Source organism: Pseudomonas sp. Z003-0.4C(8344-21), assembly GCF_900104975.1.
In the GTDB taxonomy this organism is placed as follows: domain Bacteria; phylum Pseudomonadota; class Gammaproteobacteria; order Pseudomonadales; family Pseudomonadaceae; genus Aquipseudomonas; species Aquipseudomonas granadensis.
In genome coordinates, this window is the sequence record NZ_LT629756.1 from 1,445,373 (window position 1) to 1,469,797 (window position 24,425).

Sequence of the window (24,425 nt, forward strand, 5' to 3'; positions counted from 1 at the left end):
TTTGGTGCCCCGAGGGAGACTCGAACTCCCACTCCTTTCGAAAACGGATTTTGAATCCGCCGCGTCTACCAATTCCGCCATCAGGGCTCAATGGCGGCGAAGTATAGAGAGGTCATTACCGTTGGTCAATCACGTTTCATGGTCAATTTTTGATATTTCCGCTAGACTTTCCGGCCCTGCTAGACGAACCCCATCATGCGCGTTGCTGACTTTACTTTCGAGCTTCCTGATTCGCTGATCGCCCGCCATCCGTTGGCCGAGCGTCGCGGTAGTCGCCTGCTGACCCTCGATGGGCCGAGCGGCGCCCTGGCACACCGTCAATTCACTGATTTGCTTGAGCATTTGCGCCCGGGCGATTTGATGGTGTTCAACAATACCCGGGTGATTCCGGCGCGGCTGTTCGGGCAGAAAGCGTCCGGCGGCAAGCTGGAAATTCTTGTCGAGCGCGTGCTCGATAGTCACCGCGTGCTGGCGCATGTGCGCTCGAGCAAGTCGCCGAAGCCGGGGTCGAAGATCCTTATCGACGGCGGTGGCGAAGCCGAGATGCTGGCGCGTCACGATGCGTTGTTCGAGCTGGGCTTCGCTGAAGAAGTGCTGCCGCTGCTCGATCGTGTCGGGCACATGCCGTTGCCTCCTTATATAGACCGCCCGGATGAGGGCTCGGATCGCGAGCGTTATCAGACCGTGTACGCCGAGCGTCTGGGCGCGGTGGCGGCGCCGACGGCGGGGCTGCATTTCGATCAGCCGTTGCTGGAGGCGATTGCGGCCAAGGGCGTCGAGACCGCGTTCGTCACGCTGCACGTCGGTGCGGGGACGTTCCAGCCGGTGCGCGTCGACAAGATCGAAGATCACCACATGCACACTGAATGGCTGGAAGTCGGCCAGGATGTGGTCGATGCCGTGGCGGCGTGCCGTGCGCGCGGCGGTCGAGTAATCGCGGTCGGCACGACCAGTGTGCGTTCGCTGGAGAGTGCGGCGCGCGATGGTGTGCTCAAGCCGTTCAGTGGCGACACCGACATCTTTATCTACCCGGGCCGGCCGTTTCATGTGGTCGATGCCCTGGTGACCAATTTCCATTTGCCGGAATCAACGCTGTTGATGCTGGTTTCGGCATTTGCCGGTTACCCGGAAACCATGGCTGCCTACAAAGCCGCGGTCGACAACGGTTACCGCTTTTTCAGCTACGGTGATGCGATGTTCATCACCCGCAATCCCGCTCCAACTGCCCCTGAACAATCAGGCCCAGAGGAAACAGAATGAGTCGCGAATGTCGAATGTCCTTTGAGCTGCTGGCCACCGATGGCAAGGCTCGCCGTGGTCGCCTGACCTTCCCCCGTGGCACCGTCGAGACGCCAGCATTCATGCCGGTCGGCACCTACGGCACGGTCAAGGGCATGTTACCGCGTGACATCGTCGCCACGGGCGCGGAGATCATTCTTGGCAACACTTTCCACCTGTGGCTGCGTCCCGGCACGCAGGTGATCAAGGAGCACGGCGACCTGCATGATTTCATGCAGTGGAAAGGCCCGATCCTGACCGATTCCGGCGGCTTCCAGGTGTTCAGCCTCGGTGCGATGCGCAAGATCAAGGAGGAGGGCGTTACCTTCGCCTCGCCGGTCGATGGCGCGAAAGTGTTCATGGGCCCGGAAGAATCGATGCAGGTGCAACGCGATCTCGGCTCCGACATCGTGATGATCTTCGACGAATGCACGCCGTACCCGGCCGATGAAGATGTCGCCCGCGTATCGATGGAGCTGTCGTTGCGCTGGGCCCAGCGGTCGAAGAACGCCCATGGCGACAACACCGCGGCGCTGTTCGGCATCGTCCAGGGCGGCATGTATGAAAACCTGCGCATGCGCTCGCTCGAAGGCCTCGACAAGATCGGCTTCGACGGCCTCGCCATCGGCGGCCTGTCGGTGGGCGAGCCGAAGCACGAAATGATCAAAGTGCTCGACTACCTGCCGGGCCAGATGCCCGCTGACAAACCTCGTTACCTTATGGGCGTTGGCAAACCGGAAGATCTGGTTGAGGGTGTGCGCCGCGGTGTGGACATGTTCGATTGCGTGATGCCAACCCGTAATGCCCGCAATGGGCATCTGTTCATTGATACTGGCGTGCTGAAGATCCGTAACGCGTTTCATCGCCATGATGAATCGCCGCTGGATCCGACCTGCGATTGCTATACCTGCCAGAACTTCTCGCGCGCTTATCTGCATCACCTGGACAAGTGCGGCGAAATGCTCGGCAGCATGCTCAATACCATCCATAACTTGCGCCATTATCAGGTGCTGATGGCTGGTTTGCGCGAGGCTATTCAACAGGGTACATTGGCCGCCTTTGTCGATGCCTTCTACGCCAAACGCGGACTTCCCGTTCCGCCTTTGGACTGAGTTTTCTGACCCCAAGATTCAACATTTGCAACTGGAGTGCTAAATGAGCTTTTTTATCTCTAACGCCATGGCTGACGCAGCTGCACCGGCTGCTGCAAGCCCAATGGGCGGCGGCTTCGAGTGGATTTTCCTGGTCGGCTTCCTGGTCATCTTCTACCTGATGATCTGGCGTCCACAGGCCAAGCGCGCCAAAGAGCAGAAGAACCTGCTGAGCAGCCTGCAGAAAGGCGACGAAGTCGTGACCACTGGCGGCATCGCCGGCAAGATCACCAAGGTTGCCGATGACTTCGTGGTTCTGGAAGTCTCCGACACCGTTGAAATGAAGTTCCAGAAAGGCGCCATCGCCGCCACGCTGCCAAAAGGCACGCTGAAAGCGATCTAAAAGCAACAACTTCTACTCAATCGACGGGGCGCGCAAGGCGCCCCGCGTTCATAACGGGCGGCGTGATGCTGAACAAATACCCTCTGTGGAAATACATTCTGATCCTGGCGGTGCTGGCGATCGGTCTGATTTATTCCGCTCCCAATCTTTACCCCGATGACCCGGCCATTCAGATCAGCGGCGCCAGCACGGCCCTGCAGGTCAATCAGGCCGATCTGGATCGCGTCAGCACGGCGCTGAAAGAATCCGGCATCAACGTCAAGGCAGCCACGCTGACCTCGGGCGGCAAGGGTGGTCTGATCCGTCTGGGCAAGGCTGAAGATCAGCTGCCGGCCAAGGACGTTGTGCGCAAGGCATTGGGTGATGACTACGTCGTTGCGCTGAACCTGGCACAGACCACTCCGCAATGGCTGCGCAATCTGGGCGCGCACCCGATGAAGCTGGGTCTGGACTTGTCCGGTGGTGTGCACTTCCTGCTTGAAGTGGACATGGACAAAGCCCTCGATGCACGCCTGAAAGTCTACGAAGGCGACGTCAAGAGCCTGCTGCGCAAAGAAAAGCTGCGTTATCGCAGCCTGCCGCAACTGGGCGGTGCCATTCAGCTGGGCTTCGCTGACGAAGACAGCCGCGAACAGGCTCGCAGCCTGATCCGCAAGAACTTCAACGATTTCGACATTGTTCCGGCCGACCTCAACGGTCAACCGGTGCTGCGTCTGGCGATGACCCCGGCCAAGCTGGCGGAAATCCGTGAATACTCCATCAAGCAGAACCTGACCACGGTACGTAACCGCGTCAACGAGCTGGGTGTTGCCGAACCGATCGTTCAGCGTCAGGGTGCCAACCGCATCGTGGTTGAACTGCCGGGCGTGCAGGACACTGCCGAAGCCAAGCGTATTCTCGGCAAGACGGCCAACCTTGAGTTCCGTCTGGCCGCTGAGCCGGGCGCTTCGAAAGCCACTTCCGAGTCGTTCGAATTCCGCGAAGGCAATCGTCCGCCAGCGCAGATCGAGCGTGGTCTGATCATCACTGGTGACCAGGTCACCGACGCCAAGGCCGGTTTCGGCGAGCACGGCACGCCGGAAGTGAACATCCGTCTGGATGGCCACGGTGGCGAGCTGATGAGCCGCGCGACCCGTTCCAACGTGGGTCGCAGCATGGCGGTGATCTTCATCGAGCAGCGCCCGGTGACGACTTACACCAAGCAGGTCGTCAACGGCGTCGAGAAAGACGTGCCGGTGCAGACCTTCAAGGAAGAGAAGAAGATCATCAGCCTGGCGACCATTCAGTCGCCGCTGGGTGCGCAGTTCCGTATCACCGGCCTGAACGGCCAGGGCGAATCGTCCGAACTGGCCCTGCTGCTGCGTGCCGGTGGTCTGGCGGCGCCGATGTACTTCGCTGAAGAGCGCACAATCGGTCCGAGCCTGGGTGCTGACAACATCACCAAAGGTATCGACGCGTCGCTGTGGGGCATGCTGTTCGTGTCGCTGTTCATCATCGCCATCTACCGCTTCTTCGGCGTTATCGCCACCGTCGCGCTGGCGGTGAACATGGTGTTGTTGCTGGCGCTGATGTCGCTGCTGGGTGCCACGCTGACCCTGCCGGGCATCGCCGGTATCGTGTTGACCATGGGTATGGCGGTCGACGCCAACGTGCTGATCTTCTCGCGGATCCGTGAAGAGATCGCCGCCGGCATGACCGTGCAGCGTGCAATCAACGAAGGCTTCGGCCGGGCATTCACCGCGATTCTCGACGCCAACCTGACCACCTTGCTGGTCGGCGGCATTCTCTTCGCCATGGGCACCGGCCCGGTGAAGGGCTTCGCAGTGACCATGTCCCTCGGGATCTTTACCTCGATGTTCACGGCCATCATGGTGACCCGCGCAATGGTCAACCTGATCTTTGGCGGACGTGACTTCAAGAAGTTGTGGATTTAAGGGGCTGCCATGTTACGTACAATCAACTTCATGGGCGTTCGCAACTTCGCGTTCGGCGTCACGGTTTTTCTGACCCTGCTGGCGGTATTCAGCGTTGTCACCAAAGGCATGAACTGGGGCCTGGACTTCACCGGCGGTACGCTCATCGAGCTGACCTACGAGCGTCCGGCCGATGTCACCAAGGTCCGCGAGCAGTTGGCGACCTCGGGTTACCACGAAGCCATCGTGCAGAACTTCGGTGCCACCACTGACCTGCTGGTGCGCATGCCGGGTGAAGACCCGCAGCTCGGCCATCAGGTCGCCGAAGCGCTGCAGAAAGTCGGCGGCGACAACCCGGCGACGGTCAAGCGTGTCGAGTTCGTCGGTCCGCAGGTCGGTGAAGAGTTGCGCGACCAGGGCGGCCTCGGCATGCTCCTGGCGCTCGGTGGCATCCTGATCTACCTGGCTTTCCGCTTTCAGTGGAAATTCGCGGTCGGCGCCATCGTGTCGCTGATCCACGACGTGATCGTGACTATCGGTATCCTGTCGTTCTTCCAGATCACCTTCGACCTGACGGTGCTGGCGGCGGTACTGGCGATCATCGGTTACTCGCTGAACGACACCATCGTCGTGTTCGACCGGGTGCGCGAGAACTTCCGTGTCCTGCGCAAGGCGTCGCTGATCGAGAACATCAACATCTCGACCACCCAGACCCTGCTGCGCACCATGGCGACGTCGATCTCGACCTTGCTGGCGATCGCGGCGCTGCTGTTCTTTGGCGGCGACAACCTGTTCGGCTTCTCCATCGCGCTGTTCATCGGCGTGCTGGCAGGTACGTACTCGTCGATCTACATCGCCAACGTCGTGCTGATCTGGCTGAACCTGACTACAGAGGATCTGATTCCTCCGGCCAACACCGAGCAGGAAGTCGACGACCGTCCATAACGGCCCTCGAAACTCCGGCTGTCAGGCCACGAAAGGCGCGAGTTGAACTCGCGCCTTTTTTTGTGCTCCAAGGCTGGGAGAAGCGCGGGCGCGTCCCGCATGTGATGGTCAGGAGGTTCATGTGAACAAGTCGTTGCTGGTTGGTGCGGTATTGGGTGCTGTCGGTGTTACAGCCGGGGGTGCTGTTGCCACCTACAGCCTGGTTAAAAGCGGCCCTGAGTATGCGCAAGTGCTAGCCGTTGAGCCGGTCAAGACACAGATCAAGACTCCACGTGAAGTTTGCAAGGATGTAACGGTGACCCGTCAGGCACCGGTGAAAGATCAACACCAGATCGCCGGGACCGTGGTTGGCGCGCTGGCCGGTGGTTTGCTGGGTAACCAGATTGGCGGCGGCACCGGCAAGAAGATTGCCACGGTGGCCGGTGCGGTCGGTGGTGGTTATGCGGGCAACAAGGTGCAGGAGGGCATGCAGGAGCGTGACACCTACACCACCACGCAAACCCGCTGCAACACGGTCAATGACATCAGCGACAAGGTCGTCGGTTACGACGTGCGTTACTCGCTCGATGGCAAGGAAGGCAAAGTGCGGATGGACCGCGATCCGGGCAACCAGATTCCGGTCGACAAGGAAGGCAAGCTGATCCTGTCGCAGAACGAGCCGGGTCAGTAAGGTTTCACTGGTTTGAAAAGAAGCACCCTCCGGGGTGCTTTTTTTGTGCCTGCAATTCCACCGGCACAACAATCCCTTGTAGGAGTGAGCCTGCTCGCGATAGCTATTTATCATTCAAAACAGGTGGTGGCTGAAACACCGCTATCGCGAGCAGGCTCACTCCTGCATTGGATTTGTGGGGTGTCAGGACGCAAATTGCGGGCATAAAAAAAGCACCCCGAAGGGTGCTTTTCTGATTCGTCCGAAGCTTAGCGCTTCAGCGAGGCCGGCAGGTGCGGCTGGATCGCCGTCAGCACTGCCTTGAAACATTTGGTGTTGCCGGCAACGATGTGGCCTTTTTCAAGGAAGTCGTGACCGCCGGTGAAATCGCTCACCAGGCCGCCGGCTTCTTGAATCAGCAGGGCGCCTGCCGCCATGTCCCACTCGGACAGACCCGACTCCCAGAATGCATCGAAACGACCGGCAGCGACGTAAGCCAGGTCCAGGCTCGCTGCGCCAGCGCGGCGGATGCCGGCGGTCTGGCCGACCAGGGAGCGGAACATGCCCAGGTAGTTGTCGAGGTTGTCCATCTGGTCGTTACGGAACGGGAAGCCGGTACCCAGCAGGGCGCCGTCAAGGCTGGTGCGGCCGCTGACGCGCAGGCGACGACCGTTCAGTTGTGCGCCGCGACCACGGCTGGCGGTGAATTCTTCCTGGCGCACCGGGTCCAGAACCACAGCGTGTTCCAGGCGACCACGGTATTTGCAGGCGATGCTGACCGCGAAGTGCGGAATGCCACGCAGGAAGTTGGTGGTGCCGTCCAGCGGATCGATGATCCACAGGTACTCTTCGCCTTCGATGCCGGTGCCGGCGTGCAGGCCGGTCTCTTCACCCCGGATCGAGTGATTCGGGTAAGCCTTGCGCAGGGCATCGATGATTTTCTGTTCGGCGGCGCGATCGACCTCGGATACGTAATCCTTGGCGTCTTTTTCGTCGACCTTGATGGTATCCAGGCGCTCGATGGAGCGGAAGATCAGTTCACTGGCGCTGCGGGCGGCGCGCAGCGCGATATTCAGCATGGGCTGCATGGATGTGTCACCTAAGGTTGTTAAAGAAAGCCGCGCATTCTATCAGAACTTTTCTTCAGGTGAAGGACGCTGTTCGCTTTCATAGCTTAACGGTAGGCTGTTCTGTAAGATTTGCCCCCCTTTCCAATGTCCGAGAGCGCCTCCCTTGCTGCAGAACATTCGTGTCGTCCTGGTCAATACCAGCCACCCCGGAAACATCGGCGGGGCCGCGCGCGCCATGAAAAACATGGGTCTGTCGCGTCTGGTGCTGGTCGAGCCACGCCAGTTTCCGCACCACGAAGCCGATGCCCGAGCATCCGGTGCCGGAGACATCCTTGAAAACGCGCAAGTCGTCGCCACTTTGGAAGACGCGCTGGTCGGCTGCAATCTGGTCCTCGGTACCAGTGCGCGGGATCGGCGTATTCCCTGGCCGCTGCTCGATCCGCGTGAATGCGGAACCAAAGTCATCGAAGAAGCCGGGCAGGGCGCCGAAATCGCTTTGGTGTTCGGTCGTGAAGATTCCGGCCTGACCAACGAAGAGCTGCAGCGATGTCACTTTCACGTGCACATCCCTTCCGACCCGACGTTCAGTTCGCTGAACCTGGGGGCGGCGGTGCAGGTGTTGAGTTATGAAGTGCGCATGGCCTGGCTGGCCTCGCAGGGGCAGCCGAGCAAGGTCGAGAAAGAAGAAGTGGCTTCGGTAAAAAGTGCCGAGCTGGCGACCATGGATGAGCTGGAGCGCTTTTATGAGCATCTGGAGCAGACATTGGTCGCGATCGAATTTCTCGACCCGGAAAAGCCCCGGCACTTGATGGCACGCCTGCGCCGGTTGTACGGGCGCAGCTCGGTCAGCCGGGCGGAAATGAATATTTTGCGGGGCATTCTCACGGAAACCCAGAAAGCGGCCCGTGGTGAGCTTCTTAAGCGGAAGGACTGAATGATGTTTGAGCGTTTGCGTGAAGATATCCAGAGCGTATTCCATCGAGACCCGGCGGCGCGTAACGCTTTTGAAGTCCTGACCTGCTACCCCGGCATGCATGCGATCTGGATTCATCGCCTGGCTGGCATGCTCTGGCGCAACGATCTGAAGTGGCTGGCGCGGCTGGTGTCGAACTTCGGCCGCTGGCTGACCGGCATCGAGATTCATCCGGGCGCCAAGGTCGGCCGTCGGTTCTTCATCGACCACGGCATGGGCATCGTTATCGGTGAGACCGCCGAGATCGGCGACGACGTGACCATTTATCAGGGCGTGACCCTTGGCGGCACCAGCTGGAACAAGGGCAAGCGCCATCCGACGCTGGGCGACGGTGTGGTGGTCGGTGCAGGCGCGAAGGTGCTCGGTCCGTTCACGGTTGGTGCCGGTGCCAAGGTCGGTTCCAACGCGGTGGTGACCAAGGAAGTGCCGCCGGGCGCCACCGTGGTGGGGATTCCCGGGCGCATCATCATCAAGTCCGATGAAGAGCAGGACGCCAAGCGCAAGGCCATGGCCGAGAAGATCGGTTTCGATGCCTATGGCGTCAGCGAAGACATGCCCGACCCAGTGGCGCGCGCCATCGGCCAGTTACTCGATCACCTGCAAGCGGTCGACGGACGACTGGAAGGCATGTGCGGCGCGTTGAAGGATCTGGGCAGCAATTACTGTGCGAAAGATCTGCCTGAGCTGCGTGAAGAAGACTTTGCCTGTGTGAAGGGCAAAGATCAGAGTCAGGTCAGTTAAATCGCGGTGCTGCTATCGCGAGCAGGCTCACTCCTGCATTTGAAATGCGTTCCCCTGTAGGAGTGAGCCTGCTCGCGATGAACGATTACACGGTTGCGCTGGCTGTACGCCGCGGGCCTTTGCTATAGTGCGCGCGCTCTTTTGCGGGTAAACCCGACTAAAGCACTAGGTCTTATAGTTGACTTAAATGCTCGGGAATTGCATACTCCCGCCCATTCTGAACTCCGTGGTAACTGTCCATGCGACTGACTACAAAAGGCCGATACGCCGTGACCGCCATGCTTGACCTGGCGTTGCACGCGCAGCACGGGCCGGTGTCCCTGGCCGATATCTCCGAGCGCCAAGGCATCTCCCTGTCCTACCTCGAACAGCTGTTCGCCAAACTGCGTCGCAGCAACCTGGTTTCCAGTGTTCGCGGTCCGGGTGGTGGCTACCAGTTGTCCCGCGACATGCAGGGCATCCAGGTTGCCCAGGTGATCGATGCGGTGAACGAATCGGTCGACGCCACCAAGTGCCAGGGCCAGGGCGATTGCCATTCCGGCGACACCTGCCTGACCCACCATCTGTGGTGCGACCTGAGCCTGCAGATTCACGAATTTCTAAGTGGTATCAGCTTGGCTGATCTTGTGACTCGCCGTGAGGTGCAAGAAGTAGCCCAGCGTCAGGACCAGCGCCGTTGCAACAGCAAGGCGCCACGCCTGGACAAGATTGAAGCGTCCGCCGTCGAATGACCGCCAGAGAGCCAACGGCACGCCAGCCCTGATTTAGGAGATAGTCCATGAAATTGCCGATTTACCTTGATTACTCTGCGACCACCCCGGTTGATCCGCGTGTTGCGCAAAAAATGAGTGAATGCCTGCTGGTTGACGGAAACTTCGGCAACCCGGCTTCGCGCTCCCACGTGTTTGGCTGGAAGGCTGAAGAGTCGGTCGAAAACGCCCGTCGTCAGGTGGCCGATCTGGTCAATGCCGATCCGCGCGAAATCGTCTGGACCTCCGGTGCCACGGAGTCCGACAACTTGGCAATCAAGGGTGCGGCACATTTCTACGCCTCCAAGGGCAAGCACCTGATCACCAGCAAGATCGAACACAAGGCCGTTCTCGACACCATGCGCCAACTGGAGCGCGAAGGTTTCGAAGTGACTTACCTTGAGCCGACCGAAGACGGTCTGATCACTCCGGCGATGATCGATGCGGCACTGCGCGAAGACACCATTCTGGTGTCGGTGATGCACGTGAACAATGAAATCGGCACCGTCAACGACATCGCTGCAATCGGCGAACTGCTGCGCTCCAAGGGTGTGCTGTTCCACGTCGACGCCGCTCAGTCTACTGGCAAGGTCGACATCGATCTGCAGAAACTGAAAGTCGACATGATGTCGTTCTCCGCGCACAAGACCTACGGTCCCAAAGGCATCGGCGCGCTGTACGTCAGCCGCAAGCCGCGTGTGCGCATCGAAGCGACCATGCACGGCGGCGGTCACGAGCGTGGCATGCGTTCCGGTACCCTGGCGACCCACCAGATTGTCGGCATGGGCGAAGCGTTCCGTGTGGCCAAGGAAGACATGGCTGCCGAGAACGTACGCATCAAAGCCTTGAGCGATCGTTTCTACAAGCAGGTCGAGCATCTGGAAGAGCTCTACGTCAACGGCAGCCTGACCGCCCGAGTTCCGCACAACCTGAACCTGAGCTTCAACTACGTTGAAGGCGAGTCGCTGATCATGGCGCTCAAGGATCTGGCGGTATCGTCCGGTTCGGCGTGCACCTCGGCGTCGCTGGAGCCTTCGTACGTACTGCGCGCCCTGGGCCGCAACGACGAACTGGCACACAGCTCGATCCGCTTTACCTTCGGCCGCTTTACCACCGAAGAAGAAATCGACTACGCCGCGCAGAAAGTCTGCGAGGCGGTTACCAAGCTGCGCGCTCTGTCGCCGCTGTGGGACATGTACAAAGATGGCGTCGATATCTCGAAAATCGAGTGGGCGGCACACTAACCAAAGAAGCCGCCGGATACAGATCCTGTAGCGACGCGGCGGTTCACGCAGCGCAGTTGCAGGGTCTCAAGAGCGGCCCTGATGAGTGAGGATTGAGAATCATGGCTTACAGCGAAAAGGTCATCGACCACTACGAAAACCCGCGCAACGTCGGCAAGATGAACGCGGAAGATCCTGATGTCGGCACCGGCATGGTCGGCGCTCCGGCGTGCGGCGACGTGATGCGTCTGCAAATCAAGGTCAACGATCAGGGCGTTATCGAAGACGCCAAGTTCAAGACCTACGGCTGCGGTTCGGCCATCGCTTCCAGCTCCCTCGCCACCGAGTGGATGAAGGGCAAGACCCTGGACGAAGCCGAAACCATCAAGAACACCCAGCTGGCCGAAGAACTGGCCCTGCCGCCAGTGAAAATCCACTGCTCGGTACTGGCTGAAGACGCTATCAAAGCGGCTGTTCGCGATTACAAGCAGAAGAAAGGCTTGATCTGACTTTCTGGATCTGGCGACGAGTAAGGAGTCAACGATGGCTATCAGCATGACAGAAGCGGCTGCTCGGCACGTGCGGCGCTCCCTCGACGGGCGCGGCAAAGGTGAAGGGATTCGTCTGGGTGTTCGCACCACAGGCTGTTCCGGCCTTGCCTACGTGCTGGAGTTTGTCGACGAGGTGGTTGCGGAAGATCAGGTGTTCGAGAGTCACGGCGAAAAAGTGATCATCGACCCGAAAAGCCTGACCTACTTGGACGGCACCGAGCTCGATTTCGTCAAGGAAGGGTTGAACGAAGGTTTCAAGTTCAACAACCCCAACGTACGCGGTGAATGCGGCTGCGGCGAAAGCTTCAACATCTGAGGCTTGTCGTGGGTATTCCTTGTCATTTCGCTTTATTCGAGCTGCAACCGAGCTTCCGTCTGGATCTCGAGCAGTTGGCCACGCGCTATCGCGAGCTGGCGCGCGGGGTTCATCCAGACCGCTTCGCCGACGCGTCCGAGCGCGAGCAGCGTTCGGCGCTTGAGCAGTCCGCGCGGCTCAACGACGCCTACCAGACGCTCAAGAGCCCGGCCCAGCGTGCGCGCTACCTGCTGAAGATCAGCGGGCATGAAGTGCCGATGGAAGTCACCGTCCACGATCCCGAGTTTCTTTTGCAGCAGATGCAATGGCGCGAAGAGCTCGAAGATCTGCAGGACAGTGCCGATCTCGATGGTGTCGCGGTATTCAAGCGTCGCCTCAAGGCCGCTCAGGAACAGCTCAATGAAAGCTTCGCAGCCTGTTGGGATGATGCGGCGCAACGCGAACAGGCCGAACGCCTGATGCGGCGCATGCAGTTCCTCGACAAGCTCACCTACGAAGTGCGCCAGCTAGAAGAGCGCCTCGACGATTAACCCAGTGCTGCCCTGATTGCACGCCTGATAGACAGACAAGACCTGATTACCATGGCTCTACTGCAGATCGCCGAACCCGGCCAAAGTCCTCAACCGCACCAGCGTCGTCTGGCTGTCGGCATCGACCTGGGCACTACCAATTCGCTCGTCGCTGCGTTGCGCAGCGGAGTCTCCGAACCGCTGGCCGATGCCGAAGGGCAGGTCATCCTGCCGTCCGCCGTGCGCTATCACGCCGATCGCATCGAAGTCGGCGAGTCGGCCAAGCTGGCCGCCGCCGCGGATCCTTTGAACACCGTGCTGTCGGTCAAGCGCTTGATGGGTCGTGGTCTGTCCGACGTCAAGCAATTGGGCGAGCAACTGCCGTACCGCTTCGTCGGTGGCGAGTCGCACATGCCGTTCATCGATACCGTGCAGGGCCCGAAAAGCCCGGTCGAAGTCTCCGCCGATATCCTCAAGGTCCTGCGTCAGCGCGCTGAAGCGACCTTGGGCGGCGAACTGGTTGGTGCGGTGATTACCGTTCCTGCCTATTTCGACGATGCCCAGCGTCAAGCCACCAAAGATGCGGCAAAACTCGCCGGTCTGAACGTGCTGCGTCTGCTCAACGAGCCGACCGCCGCTGCGGTGGCGTACGGTCTTGACCAGCATGCCGAAGGTCTGGTCGCCATTTATGACCTGGGCGGCGGTACCTTCGATATTTCGATTCTGCGCCTGACCGGCGGTGTGTTCGAGGTTCTGGCCACTGGCGGCGACAGCGCGCTGGGCGGCGATGACTTCGATCACGCGATTGCCGGCTGGATCATCGAGAGCGCCGGGCTGTCCGCCGATCTCGATCCGGGTGCACAACGCAATCTGCTGCAAACCGCTTGTGCGGCCAAAGAAGCCCTGACCGATGCGGCCAGTGTTGAAGTGGCTTATGGAGACTGGAAGGCCCAGCTGACTCGCGAAGCCTTCGATGCGCTGATCGAGCCGATGGTCGCGCGCAGCCTGAAAGCCTGCCGCCGCGCCGTTCGCGACTCCGGCATCGAGCTGGAAGACGTCCACGCTGTGGTCATGGTCGGCGGTTCGACCCGTGTGCCGCGTGTTCGCGAAGCGGTCGCCGAAGCCTTTGGTCGCCAGCCGCTGACCGAAATCGACCCGGATCAAGTGGTGGCCATCGGGGCTGCGATCCAGGCTGACACCTTGGCCGGCAACAAGCGCGATGGCGGCGAACTGCTGCTGCTCGATGTGATTCCATTGTCCCTAGGCCTGGAAACCATGGGCGGCCTGATGGAGAAGGTGATTCCGCGCAACACCACCATCCCCGTCGCTCGCGCGCAAGATTTCACCACCTACAAAGACGGCCAGTCGGCCATGGCGATCCACGTGTTGCAGGGTGAGCGCGAGCTGATCAGCGATTGCCGCTCTCTGGCGCGCTTCGAATTACGCGGTATTCCAGCGATGGTGGCTGGCGCGGCGAAGATTCGTGTGACCTTCCAGGTCGATGCCGACGGTCTGCTCAGCGTCTCCGCCCGCGAATTGGGTTCGGGTGTCGAGGCGAGCATTCAGGTCAAGCCGTCCTACGGTCTGACCGACGGCGAAATCGCCAAAATGCTCAAGGATTCGTTCCAGTACGCCAGTGACGACAAGGTCGCCCGCGTTCTGCGTGAGCAGCAAGTCGATGCCCAGCGCCTGCTCGAAGCGGTGCATGGCGCTCTGGAGGCGGATGGCGAGCGTTTGCTCGACGCCGAAGAGCGCATGGTCATCGACCTGCAGATGCAAGAACTGGCCGAACTGATGAAAGGCACCGATGGTTATGCCATCGAGCAGCAGACCAAGCGTCTGTCGCAAGTGACCGATGCTTTTGCTGCCCGCCGCATGGATCAGACGGTCAAAGCCGCTCTGTCGGGGCGCAACCTGAATGAAATCGAGGATATCTGATGCCGCAGGTCATTTTTCTGCCCCACGAGAAGTTCTGCCCTGAAGGCATGGTGGTCGAGGCTGCGCCCGGCACCTCGATTCTCGAGCTTGCCCACGAACACCACATCGAGATGGAAAGTGCCTGCGGCGGCGTCTGCGCCTGCACCACGTGCCACTGCATCATCCGCGAGGGTTTCGACTCGATGGAAGAGGCCGATGAGCTGGAAGAAGATTTCCTCGATCGCGCCTGGGGCCTGGAAGCGCAATCGCGTCTGGCCTGTCAGGCCATCGTCGGTGAAGAAGACATCACCGTCGAGATTCCGAAATATTCGCTTAACCATGCGGCCGAAGCGCCGCACTGACTGGTAATACTGTCATGAGCTACGGTTGGAATGATGTTCAACGCATTGCCGAAGAGCTGGCCGAGGCCCACGAAGGGCTCGATCCGTACTCGGTAGGTTTCGTCCGTCTGCAGCAAATGATCCTTGAGCTGCCTGACTTCGATGCGACTTCTGGCCGGGTCGGCGAGAAGGTGCTCGAAGCGGTTCAGGAGCTTTGGGCCGCAGAATTGGACTGATCGTCTCGCAGGTTAGGCAATACCCAAGAACCCGCGTATAATTCGCGGGTTTAATTTTTCGCAAATTACCGTTTCTGGAGTTACACCATGGCTGTTCAACGTACTTTCTCCATCATCAAGCCTGACGCCGTTGCTAAAAACGTGATCGGCAAGATCACCACTCGCTTCGAAGACGCTGGCCTGCGCGTTGTAGCTTCGAAACTGAAGCAACTGTCCAAAGCCGAAGCCGAAGGCTTCTACGCTGAGCACAGCGAGCGCGGTTTCTTCGGTGACCTGGTTGCTTTCATGACTTCCGGCCCGGTTGTCGTTCAGGTTCTGGAAGGCGAAAACGCCATCGCTCGCAACCGTGAGCTGATGGGCGCTACCAACCCTAAAGAAGCGGCTGCCGGCACCATCCGTGCTGACTTCGCCGAGTCGATCGACGCCAACGCTGTTCACGGTTCGGACTCCGAAGCCGCTGCTGCTCGCGAAATCGCTTACTTCTTCGCAGCTACTGAAGTAACCACTCGCTAAGCATTGGCTTAAGAGTGAAGGTGAATCCATGACGATATCGACTGTGAAAACCAACCTGCTGGGTCTGACCCAGCCGGAAATGGAAAAATTCTTCGACTCAATCGGGGAGAAGCGTTTCCGTGCCGGTCAGGTAATGAAATGGATTCACCACTTTGGCGTAGATGATTTCGACGCCATGACGAACGTCAGCAAGGCCTTGCGCGACAAGCTCAAGGCCATTGCCGAAGTGCGTGGTCCGGAAGTGGTCAGCGAGGACATCTCCAGCGACGGCACCCGTAAATGGGTGGTGCGCGTGGCGTCCGGCAGCTGCGTCGAGACCGTGTACATTCCCCAGGGCAAACGCGGCACTCTGTGCGTTTCGTCCCAGGCAGGCTGTGCCCTGGACTGCAGTTTCTGCTCCACCGGCAAGCAAGGCTTCAACAGCAACCTCACCGCCGCCGAAGTCATCGGCCAGGTGTGGATTGCCAACAAATCTTTCGGCAGCGTCCCGGCCACCGTCGACCGCGCCATCACCAACGTGGTGATGATGGGCATGGGCGAGCCGCTGCTGAACTTCGACAACGTCGTCGCCGCCATGCACCTGATGATGGATGACCTCGGCTACGGGATCTCCAAGCGCCGCGTGACCCTGTCCACCTCGGGCGTGGTGCCGATGATCGATGAGCTGGCCAAGCACATCGACGTGTCTCTGGCGTTGTCCCTGCATGCACCGAATGACGCATTGCGTAACCAATTGGTGCCGATCAACAAGAAATATCCGCTTAAGATGCTGCTCGAGTCGTGCCAGCGCTACATGTCCGCCCTCGGCGAGAAACGTGTGCTGACCATCGAGTACACCTTGCTCAAGGACGTCAACGACAAGCTTGAGCATGCGGTGGAAATGATCGAGTTGCTGAAAGACATTCCGTGCAAGATCAACCTGATCCCGTTTAACCCGTTCCCGCATTCCGGGTACGAGCGGCCAAGCAACAACGCCATTCGCCGCTTTCAGGACCAGTTGCATCAGGCCGGTTTCAACGTCACCGTGCGCACCACCCGTGGTGAAGACATCGACGCTGCATGTGGTCAATTGGTAGGGCAGGTGCTGGATCGCACCCGTCGCAGTGAACGTTACATCGCTGTGCGTGAGTTGAGCGCCGACAGCGATCTGGCTCAGAACGCCACGAACACTCACTAAGAGAGGATCTCTATGTCCCTGCGCTTTGCGCTGCTGTTGCTGTTGGCCAGCCTGTGTGCTGGTTGTGTCCTGTCGGGTGACTACAACCCGATGAAGACCAGCAAGGGCCGCGATGAAGCGCGGGCTGCCTACGTGCAGTTGGGCCTGGGTTACCTGCAGCAGGGGATGACCGAGCGGGCCAAGGTGCCATTGAAAAAGGCCCTGGAACTCGACGATTCCGATCCAGACGCCAATGCGGCGCTCGGTCTGGTGTTTCAGTCCGAGATGGAGCCCCAGCTGGCCGACGAGCACTTTCGCAAGGCCCTGTCCTCGCGTCCCGCCGATGCGCGCATCCTCAACAACTACGGCAGTTTTCTCTACGAAGAACAGCGCTATAAAGAAGCCTACGAGCGATTTGAACAGGCTGCCGCCGATACCCTGTATCCTGAGCGTTCGCGGGTGTTCGAGAACCTCGGCATGACTGCAGCGAAGCTTGGGCAGCGCGATCTGGCGCAGCAGCAACTGGAAAAAGCACTGCGTTTGAACCGTCAACAACCGCGCGCGCTGTTGGAAATGGCTGAGTTGTCCTTCGAAGACAGGCATTATGTGCCCGCGCGTGACTTCTACGACCGTTTCAGCCAGTTGACCGAACAGAATGCACGTAGTCTATTGCTCGGCGTTCGGCTGGCAAAAGTGTTTGAAGATCGCGACAAGGCCGCCAGTTACGGCCTGCAATTAAAACGACTCTATCCCGGTACGCCGGAATATCAGCAATACCTGTCGGAGCAATGATGAAAGCGGCGCATCCCGAAGTTGTAGCAGCGAATCGCGTTAACCCCGGTGAGACCCTGCGCCAGGCCCGCGAAAGCAATGGCTGGTCGCTGGCCGAAGTGGCCCTCAAGCTCAACCTCACCGTGACTTCCCTGAGCAATCTTGAAGCCGGCGCGTTCGACAAGCTGCCGGGGCATACCTTCGCCCGCGGCTACATTCGCGCCTATGCCAAATTGCTCGGCATGGATCAGAGCGTGCTGGTCCAGCAATTCGACCAGTCCACCGGCACCGATTCGCAGGGCAGCAACGTTCACGCCCTCGGTCGTATCGAAGAGCCGGTGCGGGTTTCCCACACCATTTTGCGTATCGTCAGCCTGCTGTTGCTGATCGCGGTCATCGGCGGCGGTTTCGTCTGGTGGCAGGATCAGACCTCGCTGCGCACCAAGGATCTGGCCGCTCTCGCACCGGAGCACGTCGAAGTTGAAGGCGCGGACGGCACTACGCAGATTCATCCGATCGACGAGCCGGAAGACCAGGCTGTCGAAGAAAACCAGGCCGACAGCTCGACCGCGCTGGCATTGCCGCAATCCGAAACCAGCGCCGAATCGACCGGTGCCGAAGCCACTGCGCCGGCCACCGCGCCAGTAGCACCGGTGGCGCCGACCGCCCCGACCGCCACGGCTCATACCCCTGCGCCATCCGTAGCCGCGCCCACCGCTCCGGCGCCGAACGTCGCAACGCCGGCGCCAACCGTCGCCGCTCCAACCGCGCCCGTCGCACCTGCGGCCAGCCCTGAAGCGGCTGCCCCGGTTGCCGGCGAAGGTCAGGTCCAGCTGCAATTCAGCGCCGATTGCTGGGCGCAGGTGACCGACGGCCGTGGCAAGGTAATTTTCAGCGGTCTGAAACACAAAGGCGACAGCGTGACCGTGGCCGGCAAGCCGCCGCTCAACGTCCGCCTGGGTGTCGCTCGCGCCGCACAGGTCAGCTACAACGGCCAGCCGGTCGATATCGCTCCGTTCACCAGTGGCGAGACTGCTCGCCTGAAGTTGGGTCAATAAGTCATGCACGGCGAATCTCCAATCAAACGTCGCGTTTCGCGCAAGATCTGGGTCGGCAACGTACCGGTGGGCGGCGATGCGCCAATCGCGGTGCAGAGCATGACCAACAGCGACACCAATGACGTCGCCGCCACCGTTGCGCAGATCAACCGTCTGGAAGCCGCCGGCGTCGACATCGTTCGCGTTTCGGTGCCGGACATGGACGCCGCCGAGGCGTTCGGCAAGATCAAGCAGCTGGTCAAGGTGCCGCTGGTGGCCGACATTCACTTCGATTACCGCATAGCCTTGCGCGTGGCCGAACTGGGTGTGGACTGCCTGCGCATCAACCCGGGCAACATCGGTCGCGAAGACCGTGTGCGTGCGGTGGTCGATGCCGCGCGTGATCGTGGCATCCCGATCCGCATCGGGGTCAACGCCGGCTCGCTGGAAAAAGACCTGCAAAAGAAATACGGCGAACCGACTCCGGCGGCGCTGGTTGAATCCGCCTTGCGTCACGTTGAACACCTTGAACGCCTGAATTTCCAGGACTTCAAGGTCAGCGTGAAGGCCTCCGACGTGTTCATGGCCGTCGAAGCCTACCGCCTGCTGGCGAAAGAAATCGTCCAGCCGCTGCACCTGGGTATCACCGAAGCCGGTGGATTGCGTTCGGGCACAGTGAAATCCGCCGTCGGCCTAGGTATGCTGCTCGCCGAAGGGATTGGCGATACTATCCGCATCTCGCTGGCGGCCGACCCGGTCGAGGAAGTGAAGGTCGGTTACGACATTCTCAAGTCTTTGCATCTGCGCTCCCGTGGCATCAACTTCATCGCCTGCCCGAGCTGCTCGCGGCAGAACTTCGATGTGGTGAAAACCATGAACGAGCTGGAAGGGCGCCTTGAAGACCTGCTGGTCCCGCTGGATGTCGCGGTGATCGGTTGCGTGGTCAACGGCCCCGGCGAAGCCAAGGAAGCCCACATCGGCTTGACCGGCGGCACGCCAAACCTGATTTACATCGATGGCAAGCCGTCGCAGAAACTGACGAATGACAATCTGGTGGATGAGCTGGAACGGCTGATCCGCGAGAAAGCGGCCGAAAAGGTCGAAGCTGACGCAGCGGTTATCGCGCGCGGCTGATCGAACGAATTAAGGAATTTTTGTGAGCAAGTCTCTGCAAGCCATTCGTGGCATGAACGACATCCTGCCCGAACAGACCCCGCTGTGGCGTTATTTCGAGGGCACTGTTGCGCGTCTGCTGGACAACTACGGTTACAAGCAGATCCGCATGCCGATCGTCGAGTTCACCGAGCTGTTCAAGCGCTCGATCGGTGAAGTGACCGATATCGTCGAAAAAGAGATGTACACCTTCGAAGACCGCAACGGCGATTCGCTGACCTTGCGTCCCGAAGGTACGGCGGCGTGCGTGCGCGCTGTGCTCGAACACGGCATCACCGGCGGCGGTCAGGTGCAGAAACTCTGGTACATCGGCCCGATGTTCCGCCACGAGCGCCCGCAGAAAGGCCGTTATCGTCAGTTCCACCAGATCGGTCTGGAGGTGTTCAACCTCGACGGTCCGGACATCGACGCCGAACTGATCATCATGACCTGGCGCCTGTGGGGCGAGCTGGGCATTCGTGATGCGGTCAAGCTCGAACTCAACAGCCTCGGCACCAGCGAGTCCCGCGGGCGTTATCGTGAAGCGCTGGTCGAGTATCTCTCGGCGCACCACGACAAGCTCGACGAAGACAGCCAGCGCCGTCTGAAAACCAACCCGCTGCGCGTGCTCGACACCAAGAACGCCGACACTCAGGCGGTACTGGTCGATGCGCCGAAAATGGCCGACTACCTAGACGACGAGTCCCGTGCTCACTTCGAAGGCCTGAAGGCGCGGCTGGACGCGGTCGGCATTCCATACGTGCTCAACCCGAAACTGGTGCGCGGCCTCGATTACTACAGCAAAACCGTTTTCGAATGGGTCACCGACAAGCTAGGCGCCCAGGGTACCGTGTGCGCGGGCGGCCGTTACGATGGTCTGGTCGAGCAGATGGGCGGCAAGCCGACCACCGGCGTCGGTTTCGCCATGGGCATCGAGCGTCTGGTGTTGATGCTCGAAACCCTCGAGCAGATCCCGGCAGAAATCTCCCGTCAGGTTGACGTCTACCTGTGCGCCTTCGGTGAGCAGGCGGAGCTGGCCGGTCTGGCCCTGGCCGAGCGGATTCGCGATCAACTTCCAAACCTGCGCCTGCAAGTCAATGCCGGTGCCGGCAGCTTCAAGAGCCAGTTCAAGAAAGCCGACAAGAGCGGTGCGCTGTACGCACTGATCCTCGGCGACGACGAGATGGCCCAGCAAGTGGTAGGTTTCAAACCCCTGCGTGGCCAGGGCGAACAACAAAGCATTGCCTGGGATGCGCTCGCCGCTCACCTGGCCACCTGCGTCGTGCAGGGTTGAAGCTGTCTTAACAGCCGATTTAGCGATTAAGGAGTATTGGGGTGTCGAGTACCGAAGACGAACAGTTGGCGGATTTGAAGGACTGGTGGACACGCAACGGCAAACCTCTGGTCACCGGCGGCCTGTTGGCGCTGGTCATCGTGTTCGGCTGGCAGGCTTATCACAAGTATCAGAGCAACCAGTCGCAAGGCGCTTCGGTGCTCTATCAGCAATTGCTGGAAACCACCCTGACGCCTGACGGCAAGCCAGACGCCGCGCGCGTTGCGGACCTGGCCGGCAAGCTCAACAGCGAATTCGGCGGCTCTGCCTATGCGCAGTACGGCAGCCTGTTCGTCGCCAAGGTCGCGGTCGACAGCGGCAAGCTGGACGATGCGGCCACCGAGCTGAAAGCCATCGTCGACAAACCGGCCAACCCGGCGCTGGGCGAGATCGCCCGTCAGCGTCTGGCGCAGGTGCTGGGCGCGCAGGACAAGACCGAAGACGCCCTGAAGCTGCTCGACGGCGATGCCGACAAAGCGTTCCTGGCCACTCGCGAAGAACTCAAGGGCGACCTGCTGGTGAAGCTGGGCCGTACCGATGACGCGAACAAGGCGTATCAAAAAGCCAAGGCAGCACTGTCGGATGAAGCGGCAGTCGGTGGCCTTCAAATCAAGCTCGACGACCTGGCCAAAGGGGATGCGTGACGTGATCCGTTGGAAGCATGCAGCATTGCTGGCTCTGGCCCTTCTGGCCGCGGGTTGCAGCAGCAACAGCAAGAAAGAATTGCCACCGGCTGAACTGACCGACTTCAAAGAAGAAGTGGTTCTGCACAAGCAGTGGAGTCGTTCGATCGGTGACGGTCAGGGCGAAACCTACAACATGCTGGTACCGGCGATCGATGGTGACACCATCTATGCCGCCGATGTCACCGGCGTGGTCATGGCCATGGATCGCAGCAATGGCGACGTGAAATGGAAACAGGATCTCGAACTGCCTGTGTCCGGCGCCGTTGGTGTTGGTTACGGTCTGGTATTGATCGGCACCCTGCGTGGCGAAGTCGTCGCTCTGGACACCAGCAATGGTGAAGAGAAGTGGCGTGCTCGCGTCAACAGTGAAGTCCTCGCGCCGCCGGCCAACAACGGTGACGTGGTGGTGGTGCAGACCCAGGACGATCGTCTGATCGGTCTGGATGCGTCCACCGGTAATCAGCGCTGGGTGTATGACAGCACGCCGGCGGTACTGACCCTGCGGGGCACCAGTGCACCGCTGGTGACCAACCGTCTGGCGCTGGCTGGCCTGTCGACCGGTAAAGTGGTCGCCCTGGACATTTCCAACGGCGTGCCGGTGTGGGAACAGCGCATCGCCATTCCACAGGGTCGTTCGGAACTGGAGCGCGTGGTCGACATCGACGGCGGTCTGCTGCTGTCCGGCGGTACGCTGTACGTGGCCAGCTATCAGGGACGCGTCGCGGCACTGGACGTGGAAAGCGGTCGTCAACTCTGGCAGCGCGATGCCTCGAGCTACGCCGGTATCGCTCAGGGGTTCGGCAGCGTCTACGTGAGCCTGTCCTCAGGCACCGTTGAAGGCGTCGATGAGCGTTCCACCACCGCGTTGTGGAGCAACGATGCGCTGGCTCGCCGCCAGCTGTCGGCTCCGGAAGTGTTCTCCAGCTATGTTGCAGTGGGTGACCTGGAAGGTTATCTGCACCTGCTGAGTCAGGTTGACGGTCGTTTCGTCGGCCGTGAGCGCATCGACAGCGACGGCCTGCGTGCCCGTCCGCTGGTGGTGGGCGACACGATTTATGTGTATGGCAACAGCGGCAAACTGGAAGCCCTGACCATCAAGTAACAACTATGCTTGGGGTTGACACCCCAGGCAGCTTCACTTGTAGGAGCGAGCCTGCTCGCGAAAAGCGTCAAGGTTGACGCGTACAGCCTGAATGAACGCGATGCTGTTGCCGTTTTTCGCGAACAGGCCCGCTCCCACAGTGTTGCCCCGAGCACCAGCCGCTGCCTCGCAGCGGCTTTTGTATTTTCTGAAATAACGAAGTGGAGAGCCGCATGGTTCCCGTAATCGCCCTGGTGGGCCGACCGAACGTCGGCAAGTCCACCTTGTTCAACCGCCTGACTCGGACTCGCGACGCCATCGTCGGCGACCTGTCCGGTCTGACCCGTGATCGCCAGTACGGTGAGGCCAAGTGGCAAGGGCGTTCCTACATTCTGATCGACACCGGCGGTATCTCCGGTGACGAACATGGTATGGACGAAAAAATGGCCGAGCAGTCGCTGCTGGCCATTGAAGAAGCAGACGTTGTGCTGTTCCTGGTAGATGCCAAGGCCGGTTTCACCGCCGCCGACCAGATGATCGCCGAACACCTGCGCAAGCGTAACAAGCGTTCACACGTGGTCGCCAACAAGGTCGACAACATCGACCCGGAAATGGCTCGCGCCGAATTTGCCCCGCTGGGCATGGGCCACGCGATCCCGATCGCCGGTGCTCATGGCCGTGGCATCACGCAGTTGCTCGAAGCCGCCCTGAGCGACTTCCCGCGTGACGATGACGAGCCGGCTGAAGGCGAAGAGGAAGAGATCGTTGCCGAAGGCGAGGAAGCCAAGCGCATTCCTGGCCCGAGCGAAAAAGACGGGATCAAGATCGCCATCATCGGCCGTCCGAACGTCGGTAAATCGACCCTGGTCAACCGCATGCTCGGTGAAGACCGGGTGATCGTTTATGACCAGCCCGGTACGACCCGCGACAGTATCTACATCCCGTTCGAACGCAACGAAGAAAAGTACACGCTGATCGACACCGCCGGTGTGCGCAAGCGCGGCAAGATCCACGAAGAAGTCGAAAAGTTCTCCGTGGTCAAAACCCTGCAAGCGATCAAAGACGCCAACGTGGTGATCTTCGTGATGGACGCCCGCGAAGGTGTGGTCGATCACGACCTCAACCTGCTGGGCTTCGCCATCGAGTCGGGTCGTGCGCTGGTCATCGCGATCAACAAGTGGGACGGCATGACGCCGAGCGAACGCGACTTCGTCAAGGTCGAGCTGCAACGTCGACTGTTCTTCGTTGACTACGCCGACATCCACTTCATCTCGGCACTGCACGGCACCGGCGTGGGCAACCTCTACGCTTCCGTACAGAACTCGTTCAAGTCGGCGGTCACCCGTTGGCCGACCAACCGTCTGACCCAGATCCTCGAAGATGCGGTTGGCGAGCACGCGCCTCCGATGGTCAACAACCGCCGCATCAAACTGCGTTATGCGCACTTGGGTGGTGCCAACCCGCCGATCATCGTGATCCACGGTAACCAGATCGAGAAAGTGCCGAAGTCGTATGTGCGCTATCTGGAGAACACTTATCGTCGTGTGCTGAAGCTGGTCGGTACGCCGATCCGCATCGAGTTCAAGGGCGGCGAAAACCCGTACGAAGGCAACAAGAACACGCTGACCGACCGCCAGGTCAACAAGAAGCGTCGCTTGATGTCGCACAACAAGAAAGCCAGCAAGAAACGCCGCGACAAGAAATAAAAAAGCAGCTTCAAGTTTCGAGCTGCAAGCTTCAAGTAAAAGCAAAGAGGGCTCCGTACGGCGCCCTTTTTTGTGGGCGGTGAAC

The 24,425-nt window shown here is 60.1% G+C and carries 26 protein-coding genes and 1 tRNA gene; 25 read left to right on the forward strand and 2 right to left on the reverse strand.

The window, feature by feature from the left end; translation table 11 throughout:
- Positions 1-2: 2 nt before the first annotated feature.
- Positions 3-87: transfer RNA gene (locus tag BLU24_RS06790), tRNA-Leu, on the reverse strand.
- Between the two features lie 108 nt (positions 88-195).
- Here BLU24_RS06790 and queA point away from each other — a divergent pair.
- The 6 genes from queA to BLU24_RS06820 all read left to right on the forward strand — a co-directional run bounded on the left by queA (position 196) and on the right by BLU24_RS06820 (position 6,300).
- Entirely contained in the window at positions 196-1,260 is a 1,065-nt protein-coding gene (gene queA, locus BLU24_RS06795) for a tRNA preQ1(34) S-adenosylmethionine ribosyltransferase-isomerase QueA (protein WP_093098560.1), read from the forward strand.
- Positions 1,261-1,274: 14 nt separating this feature from the next.
- The gene (tgt, locus tag BLU24_RS06800; RefSeq protein ID WP_172833245.1) at positions 1,275-2,390 is read left to right on the forward strand and encodes a tRNA guanosine(34) transglycosylase Tgt; all 1,116 of its coding nucleotides are present in this window, start codon (positions 1,275-1,277) and stop codon (positions 2,388-2,390) included.
- A 43-nt stretch (positions 2,391-2,433) separates the two neighbouring features.
- Entirely contained in the window at positions 2,434-2,772 is a 339-nt protein-coding gene (gene yajC, locus BLU24_RS06805) for a preprotein translocase subunit YajC (RefSeq protein WP_016773317.1), read from the forward strand.
- 65 nt (positions 2,773-2,837) lie between these two features.
- Positions 2,838-4,706, forward strand: coding sequence for a protein translocase subunit SecD (gene secD, locus BLU24_RS06810; protein ID WP_093098565.1), 1,869 nt, complete (start codon positions 2,838-2,840; stop codon positions 4,704-4,706).
- Positions 4,707-4,715: 9 nt separating this feature from the next.
- Positions 4,716-5,630, forward strand: a complete 915-nt coding sequence (gene secF, locus BLU24_RS06815; RefSeq protein WP_093098568.1) for a protein translocase subunit SecF — start codon at positions 4,716-4,718, stop codon at positions 5,628-5,630.
- Between the two features lie 121 nt (positions 5,631-5,751).
- Positions 5,752-6,300, forward strand: coding sequence for a glycine zipper 2TM domain-containing protein (locus BLU24_RS06820; RefSeq protein ID WP_007956693.1), 549 nt, complete (start codon positions 5,752-5,754; stop codon positions 6,298-6,300).
- Positions 6,301-6,548: 248 nt separating this feature from the next.
- Here BLU24_RS06820 and suhB read toward each other — a convergent pair whose 3' ends face one another.
- Positions 6,549-7,367, reverse strand: a complete 819-nt coding sequence (gene suhB / locus BLU24_RS06825) for a type III secretion system regulator SuhB (protein WP_090286039.1) — start codon at positions 7,365-7,367, stop codon at positions 6,549-6,551.
- Positions 7,368-7,512: 145 nt separating this feature from the next.
- Between suhB and trmJ the strand changes: the two genes are divergently transcribed.
- The 19 genes from trmJ to der all read left to right on the forward strand — a co-directional run bounded on the left by trmJ (position 7,513) and on the right by der (position 24,340).
- The gene (gene trmJ, locus BLU24_RS06830) at positions 7,513-8,283 is read left to right on the forward strand and encodes a tRNA (cytosine(32)/uridine(32)-2'-O)-methyltransferase TrmJ (protein ID WP_090286037.1); all 771 of its coding nucleotides are present in this window, start codon (positions 7,513-7,515) and stop codon (positions 8,281-8,283) included.
- 3 nt (positions 8,284-8,286) lie between these two features.
- Positions 8,287-9,063 carry a serine O-acetyltransferase gene (gene cysE / locus BLU24_RS06835; protein ID WP_093106487.1) on the forward strand — a complete coding sequence of 259 codons (777 nt, stop codon included), beginning with the start codon at positions 8,287-8,289 and terminating at the stop codon, positions 9,061-9,063.
- Positions 9,064-9,302: 239 nt separating this feature from the next.
- A complete protein-coding gene (gene iscR / locus BLU24_RS06840) occupies positions 9,303-9,794 on the forward strand; it encodes a Fe-S cluster assembly transcriptional regulator IscR (RefSeq protein WP_003227911.1) in 492 nt (163 codons plus the stop codon).
- Between the two features lie 47 nt (positions 9,795-9,841).
- Complete coding sequence (locus BLU24_RS06845; RefSeq protein WP_093098571.1) at positions 9,842-11,056, forward strand: IscS subfamily cysteine desulfurase; 1,215 nt, start codon at positions 9,842-9,844, stop codon at positions 11,054-11,056.
- A 101-nt stretch (positions 11,057-11,157) separates the two neighbouring features.
- Positions 11,158-11,544: a Fe-S cluster assembly scaffold IscU gene (gene iscU, locus BLU24_RS06850; protein WP_003227907.1), complete on the forward strand. Its 387-nt coding sequence runs from the start codon at positions 11,158-11,160 to the stop codon at positions 11,542-11,544.
- Positions 11,545-11,578: 34 nt separating this feature from the next.
- The gene (gene iscA, locus BLU24_RS06855; protein WP_010565230.1) at positions 11,579-11,902 is read left to right on the forward strand and encodes an iron-sulfur cluster assembly protein IscA; all 324 of its coding nucleotides are present in this window, start codon (positions 11,579-11,581) and stop codon (positions 11,900-11,902) included.
- Between the two features lie 8 nt (positions 11,903-11,910).
- Positions 11,911-12,432 (forward strand): co-chaperone HscB, encoded by a 522-nt coding sequence (gene hscB, locus BLU24_RS06860; RefSeq protein WP_016773325.1) that lies wholly within the window; start codon positions 11,911-11,913, stop codon positions 12,430-12,432.
- A 51-nt stretch (positions 12,433-12,483) separates the two neighbouring features.
- A complete protein-coding gene (gene hscA / locus BLU24_RS06865) occupies positions 12,484-14,349 on the forward strand; it encodes a Fe-S protein assembly chaperone HscA (RefSeq protein ID WP_093098574.1) in 1,866 nt (621 codons plus the stop codon).
- Positions 14,349-14,690: an ISC system 2Fe-2S type ferredoxin gene (gene fdx / locus BLU24_RS06870; RefSeq protein WP_007916885.1), complete on the forward strand. Its 342-nt coding sequence runs from the start codon at positions 14,349-14,351 to the stop codon at positions 14,688-14,690. The genes hscA and fdx overlap by 1 nt, the downstream gene beginning before the upstream one ends.
- A gap of 14 nt (positions 14,691-14,704) precedes the next feature.
- Positions 14,705-14,905, forward strand: a complete 201-nt coding sequence (gene iscX, locus BLU24_RS06875) for a Fe-S cluster assembly protein IscX (RefSeq protein ID WP_016773328.1) — start codon at positions 14,705-14,707, stop codon at positions 14,903-14,905.
- Between the two features lie 87 nt (positions 14,906-14,992).
- Positions 14,993-15,418 carry a nucleoside-diphosphate kinase gene (gene ndk, locus BLU24_RS06880; RefSeq protein WP_024014216.1) on the forward strand — a complete coding sequence of 142 codons (426 nt, stop codon included), beginning with the start codon at positions 14,993-14,995 and terminating at the stop codon, positions 15,416-15,418.
- Positions 15,419-15,446: 28 nt separating this feature from the next.
- On the forward strand, positions 15,447-16,595 hold the full coding sequence (rlmN, locus tag BLU24_RS06885; protein ID WP_093098577.1) for a 23S rRNA (adenine(2503)-C(2))-methyltransferase RlmN: 1,149 nt from the start codon (positions 15,447-15,449) through the stop codon (positions 16,593-16,595).
- 12 nt (positions 16,596-16,607) lie between these two features.
- The gene (pilW, locus tag BLU24_RS06890; RefSeq protein ID WP_090286029.1) at positions 16,608-17,366 is read left to right on the forward strand and encodes a type IV pilus biogenesis/stability protein PilW; all 759 of its coding nucleotides are present in this window, start codon (positions 16,608-16,610) and stop codon (positions 17,364-17,366) included.
- Positions 17,366-18,403 carry a RodZ domain-containing protein gene (locus tag BLU24_RS06895; RefSeq protein ID WP_093098580.1) on the forward strand — a complete coding sequence of 346 codons (1,038 nt, stop codon included), beginning with the start codon at positions 17,366-17,368 and terminating at the stop codon, positions 18,401-18,403. Before pilW ends, BLU24_RS06895 begins: the two co-directional genes overlap by 1 nt.
- 3 nt (positions 18,404-18,406) lie before the next feature.
- The gene (gene ispG, locus BLU24_RS06900) at positions 18,407-19,516 is read left to right on the forward strand and encodes a flavodoxin-dependent (E)-4-hydroxy-3-methylbut-2-enyl-diphosphate synthase (protein WP_090286025.1); all 1,110 of its coding nucleotides are present in this window, start codon (positions 18,407-18,409) and stop codon (positions 19,514-19,516) included.
- 22 nt (positions 19,517-19,538) lie between these two features.
- A complete protein-coding gene (gene hisS, locus BLU24_RS06905) occupies positions 19,539-20,828 on the forward strand; it encodes a histidine--tRNA ligase (RefSeq protein WP_090286022.1) in 1,290 nt (429 codons plus the stop codon).
- Positions 20,829-20,869: 41 nt separating this feature from the next.
- Positions 20,870-21,511, forward strand: a complete 642-nt coding sequence (locus BLU24_RS06910; RefSeq protein ID WP_090286019.1) for a tetratricopeptide repeat protein — start codon at positions 20,870-20,872, stop codon at positions 21,509-21,511.
- Positions 21,504-22,655, forward strand: a complete 1,152-nt coding sequence (gene bamB / locus BLU24_RS06915) for an outer membrane protein assembly factor BamB (protein ID WP_093098583.1) — start codon at positions 21,504-21,506, stop codon at positions 22,653-22,655. The genes BLU24_RS06910 and bamB overlap by 8 nt, the downstream gene beginning before the upstream one ends.
- A gap of 212 nt (positions 22,656-22,867) precedes the next feature.
- Entirely contained in the window at positions 22,868-24,340 is a 1,473-nt protein-coding gene (der, locus tag BLU24_RS06920) for a ribosome biogenesis GTPase Der (RefSeq protein WP_090286015.1), read from the forward strand.
- Positions 24,341-24,425: the final 85 nt, after the last annotated feature.

What these genes read in the sequence shown, in the direction of transcription:
- queA (WP_093098560.1), top strand. Translation starts at nt 196, where the DNA reads ATGCGCGTTGCTGACTTTACTTTCGAGCTTCCTGATTCGCTGATCGCC.
- tgt (WP_172833245.1), top strand. Translation starts at nt 1,275, where the DNA reads ATGTCCTTTGAGCTGCTGGCCACCGATGGCAAGGCTCGCCGTGGTCGC.
- yajC (WP_016773317.1), top strand. Translation starts at nt 2,434, where the DNA reads ATGAGCTTTTTTATCTCTAACGCCATGGCTGACGCAGCTGCACCGGCT.
- secD (WP_093098565.1), top strand. Translation starts at nt 2,838, where the DNA reads ATGCTGAACAAATACCCTCTGTGGAAATACATTCTGATCCTGGCGGTG.
- secF (WP_093098568.1), top strand. Translation starts at nt 4,716, where the DNA reads ATGTTACGTACAATCAACTTCATGGGCGTTCGCAACTTCGCGTTCGGC.
- suhB (WP_090286039.1), bottom strand. Translation starts at nt 7,367, where the DNA reads ATGCAGCCCATGCTGAATATCGCGCTGCGCGCCGCCCGCAGCGCCAGT.
- cysE (WP_093106487.1), top strand. Translation starts at nt 8,287, where the DNA reads ATGTTTGAGCGTTTGCGTGAAGATATCCAGAGCGTATTCCATCGAGAC.
- iscR (WP_003227911.1), top strand. Translation starts at nt 9,303, where the DNA reads ATGCGACTGACTACAAAAGGCCGATACGCCGTGACCGCCATGCTTGAC.
- BLU24_RS06845 (WP_093098571.1), top strand. Translation starts at nt 9,842, where the DNA reads ATGAAATTGCCGATTTACCTTGATTACTCTGCGACCACCCCGGTTGAT.
- iscU (WP_003227907.1), top strand. Translation starts at nt 11,158, where the DNA reads ATGGCTTACAGCGAAAAGGTCATCGACCACTACGAAAACCCGCGCAAC.
- iscA (WP_010565230.1), top strand. Translation starts at nt 11,579, where the DNA reads ATGGCTATCAGCATGACAGAAGCGGCTGCTCGGCACGTGCGGCGCTCC.
- hscA (WP_093098574.1), top strand. Translation starts at nt 12,484, where the DNA reads ATGGCTCTACTGCAGATCGCCGAACCCGGCCAAAGTCCTCAACCGCAC.
- fdx (WP_007916885.1), top strand. Translation starts at nt 14,349, where the DNA reads ATGCCGCAGGTCATTTTTCTGCCCCACGAGAAGTTCTGCCCTGAAGGC.
- iscX (WP_016773328.1), top strand. Translation starts at nt 14,705, where the DNA reads ATGAGCTACGGTTGGAATGATGTTCAACGCATTGCCGAAGAGCTGGCC.
- ndk (WP_024014216.1), top strand. Translation starts at nt 14,993, where the DNA reads ATGGCTGTTCAACGTACTTTCTCCATCATCAAGCCTGACGCCGTTGCT.
- rlmN (WP_093098577.1), top strand. Translation starts at nt 15,447, where the DNA reads ATGACGATATCGACTGTGAAAACCAACCTGCTGGGTCTGACCCAGCCG.
- pilW (WP_090286029.1), top strand. Translation starts at nt 16,608, where the DNA reads ATGTCCCTGCGCTTTGCGCTGCTGTTGCTGTTGGCCAGCCTGTGTGCT.
- BLU24_RS06895 (WP_093098580.1), top strand. Translation starts at nt 17,366, where the DNA reads ATGAAAGCGGCGCATCCCGAAGTTGTAGCAGCGAATCGCGTTAACCCC.
- ispG (WP_090286025.1), top strand. Translation starts at nt 18,407, where the DNA reads ATGCACGGCGAATCTCCAATCAAACGTCGCGTTTCGCGCAAGATCTGG.
- bamB (WP_093098583.1), top strand. Translation starts at nt 21,504, where the DNA reads ATGCGTGACGTGATCCGTTGGAAGCATGCAGCATTGCTGGCTCTGGCC.
- der (WP_090286015.1), top strand. Translation starts at nt 22,868, where the DNA reads ATGGTTCCCGTAATCGCCCTGGTGGGCCGACCGAACGTCGGCAAGTCC.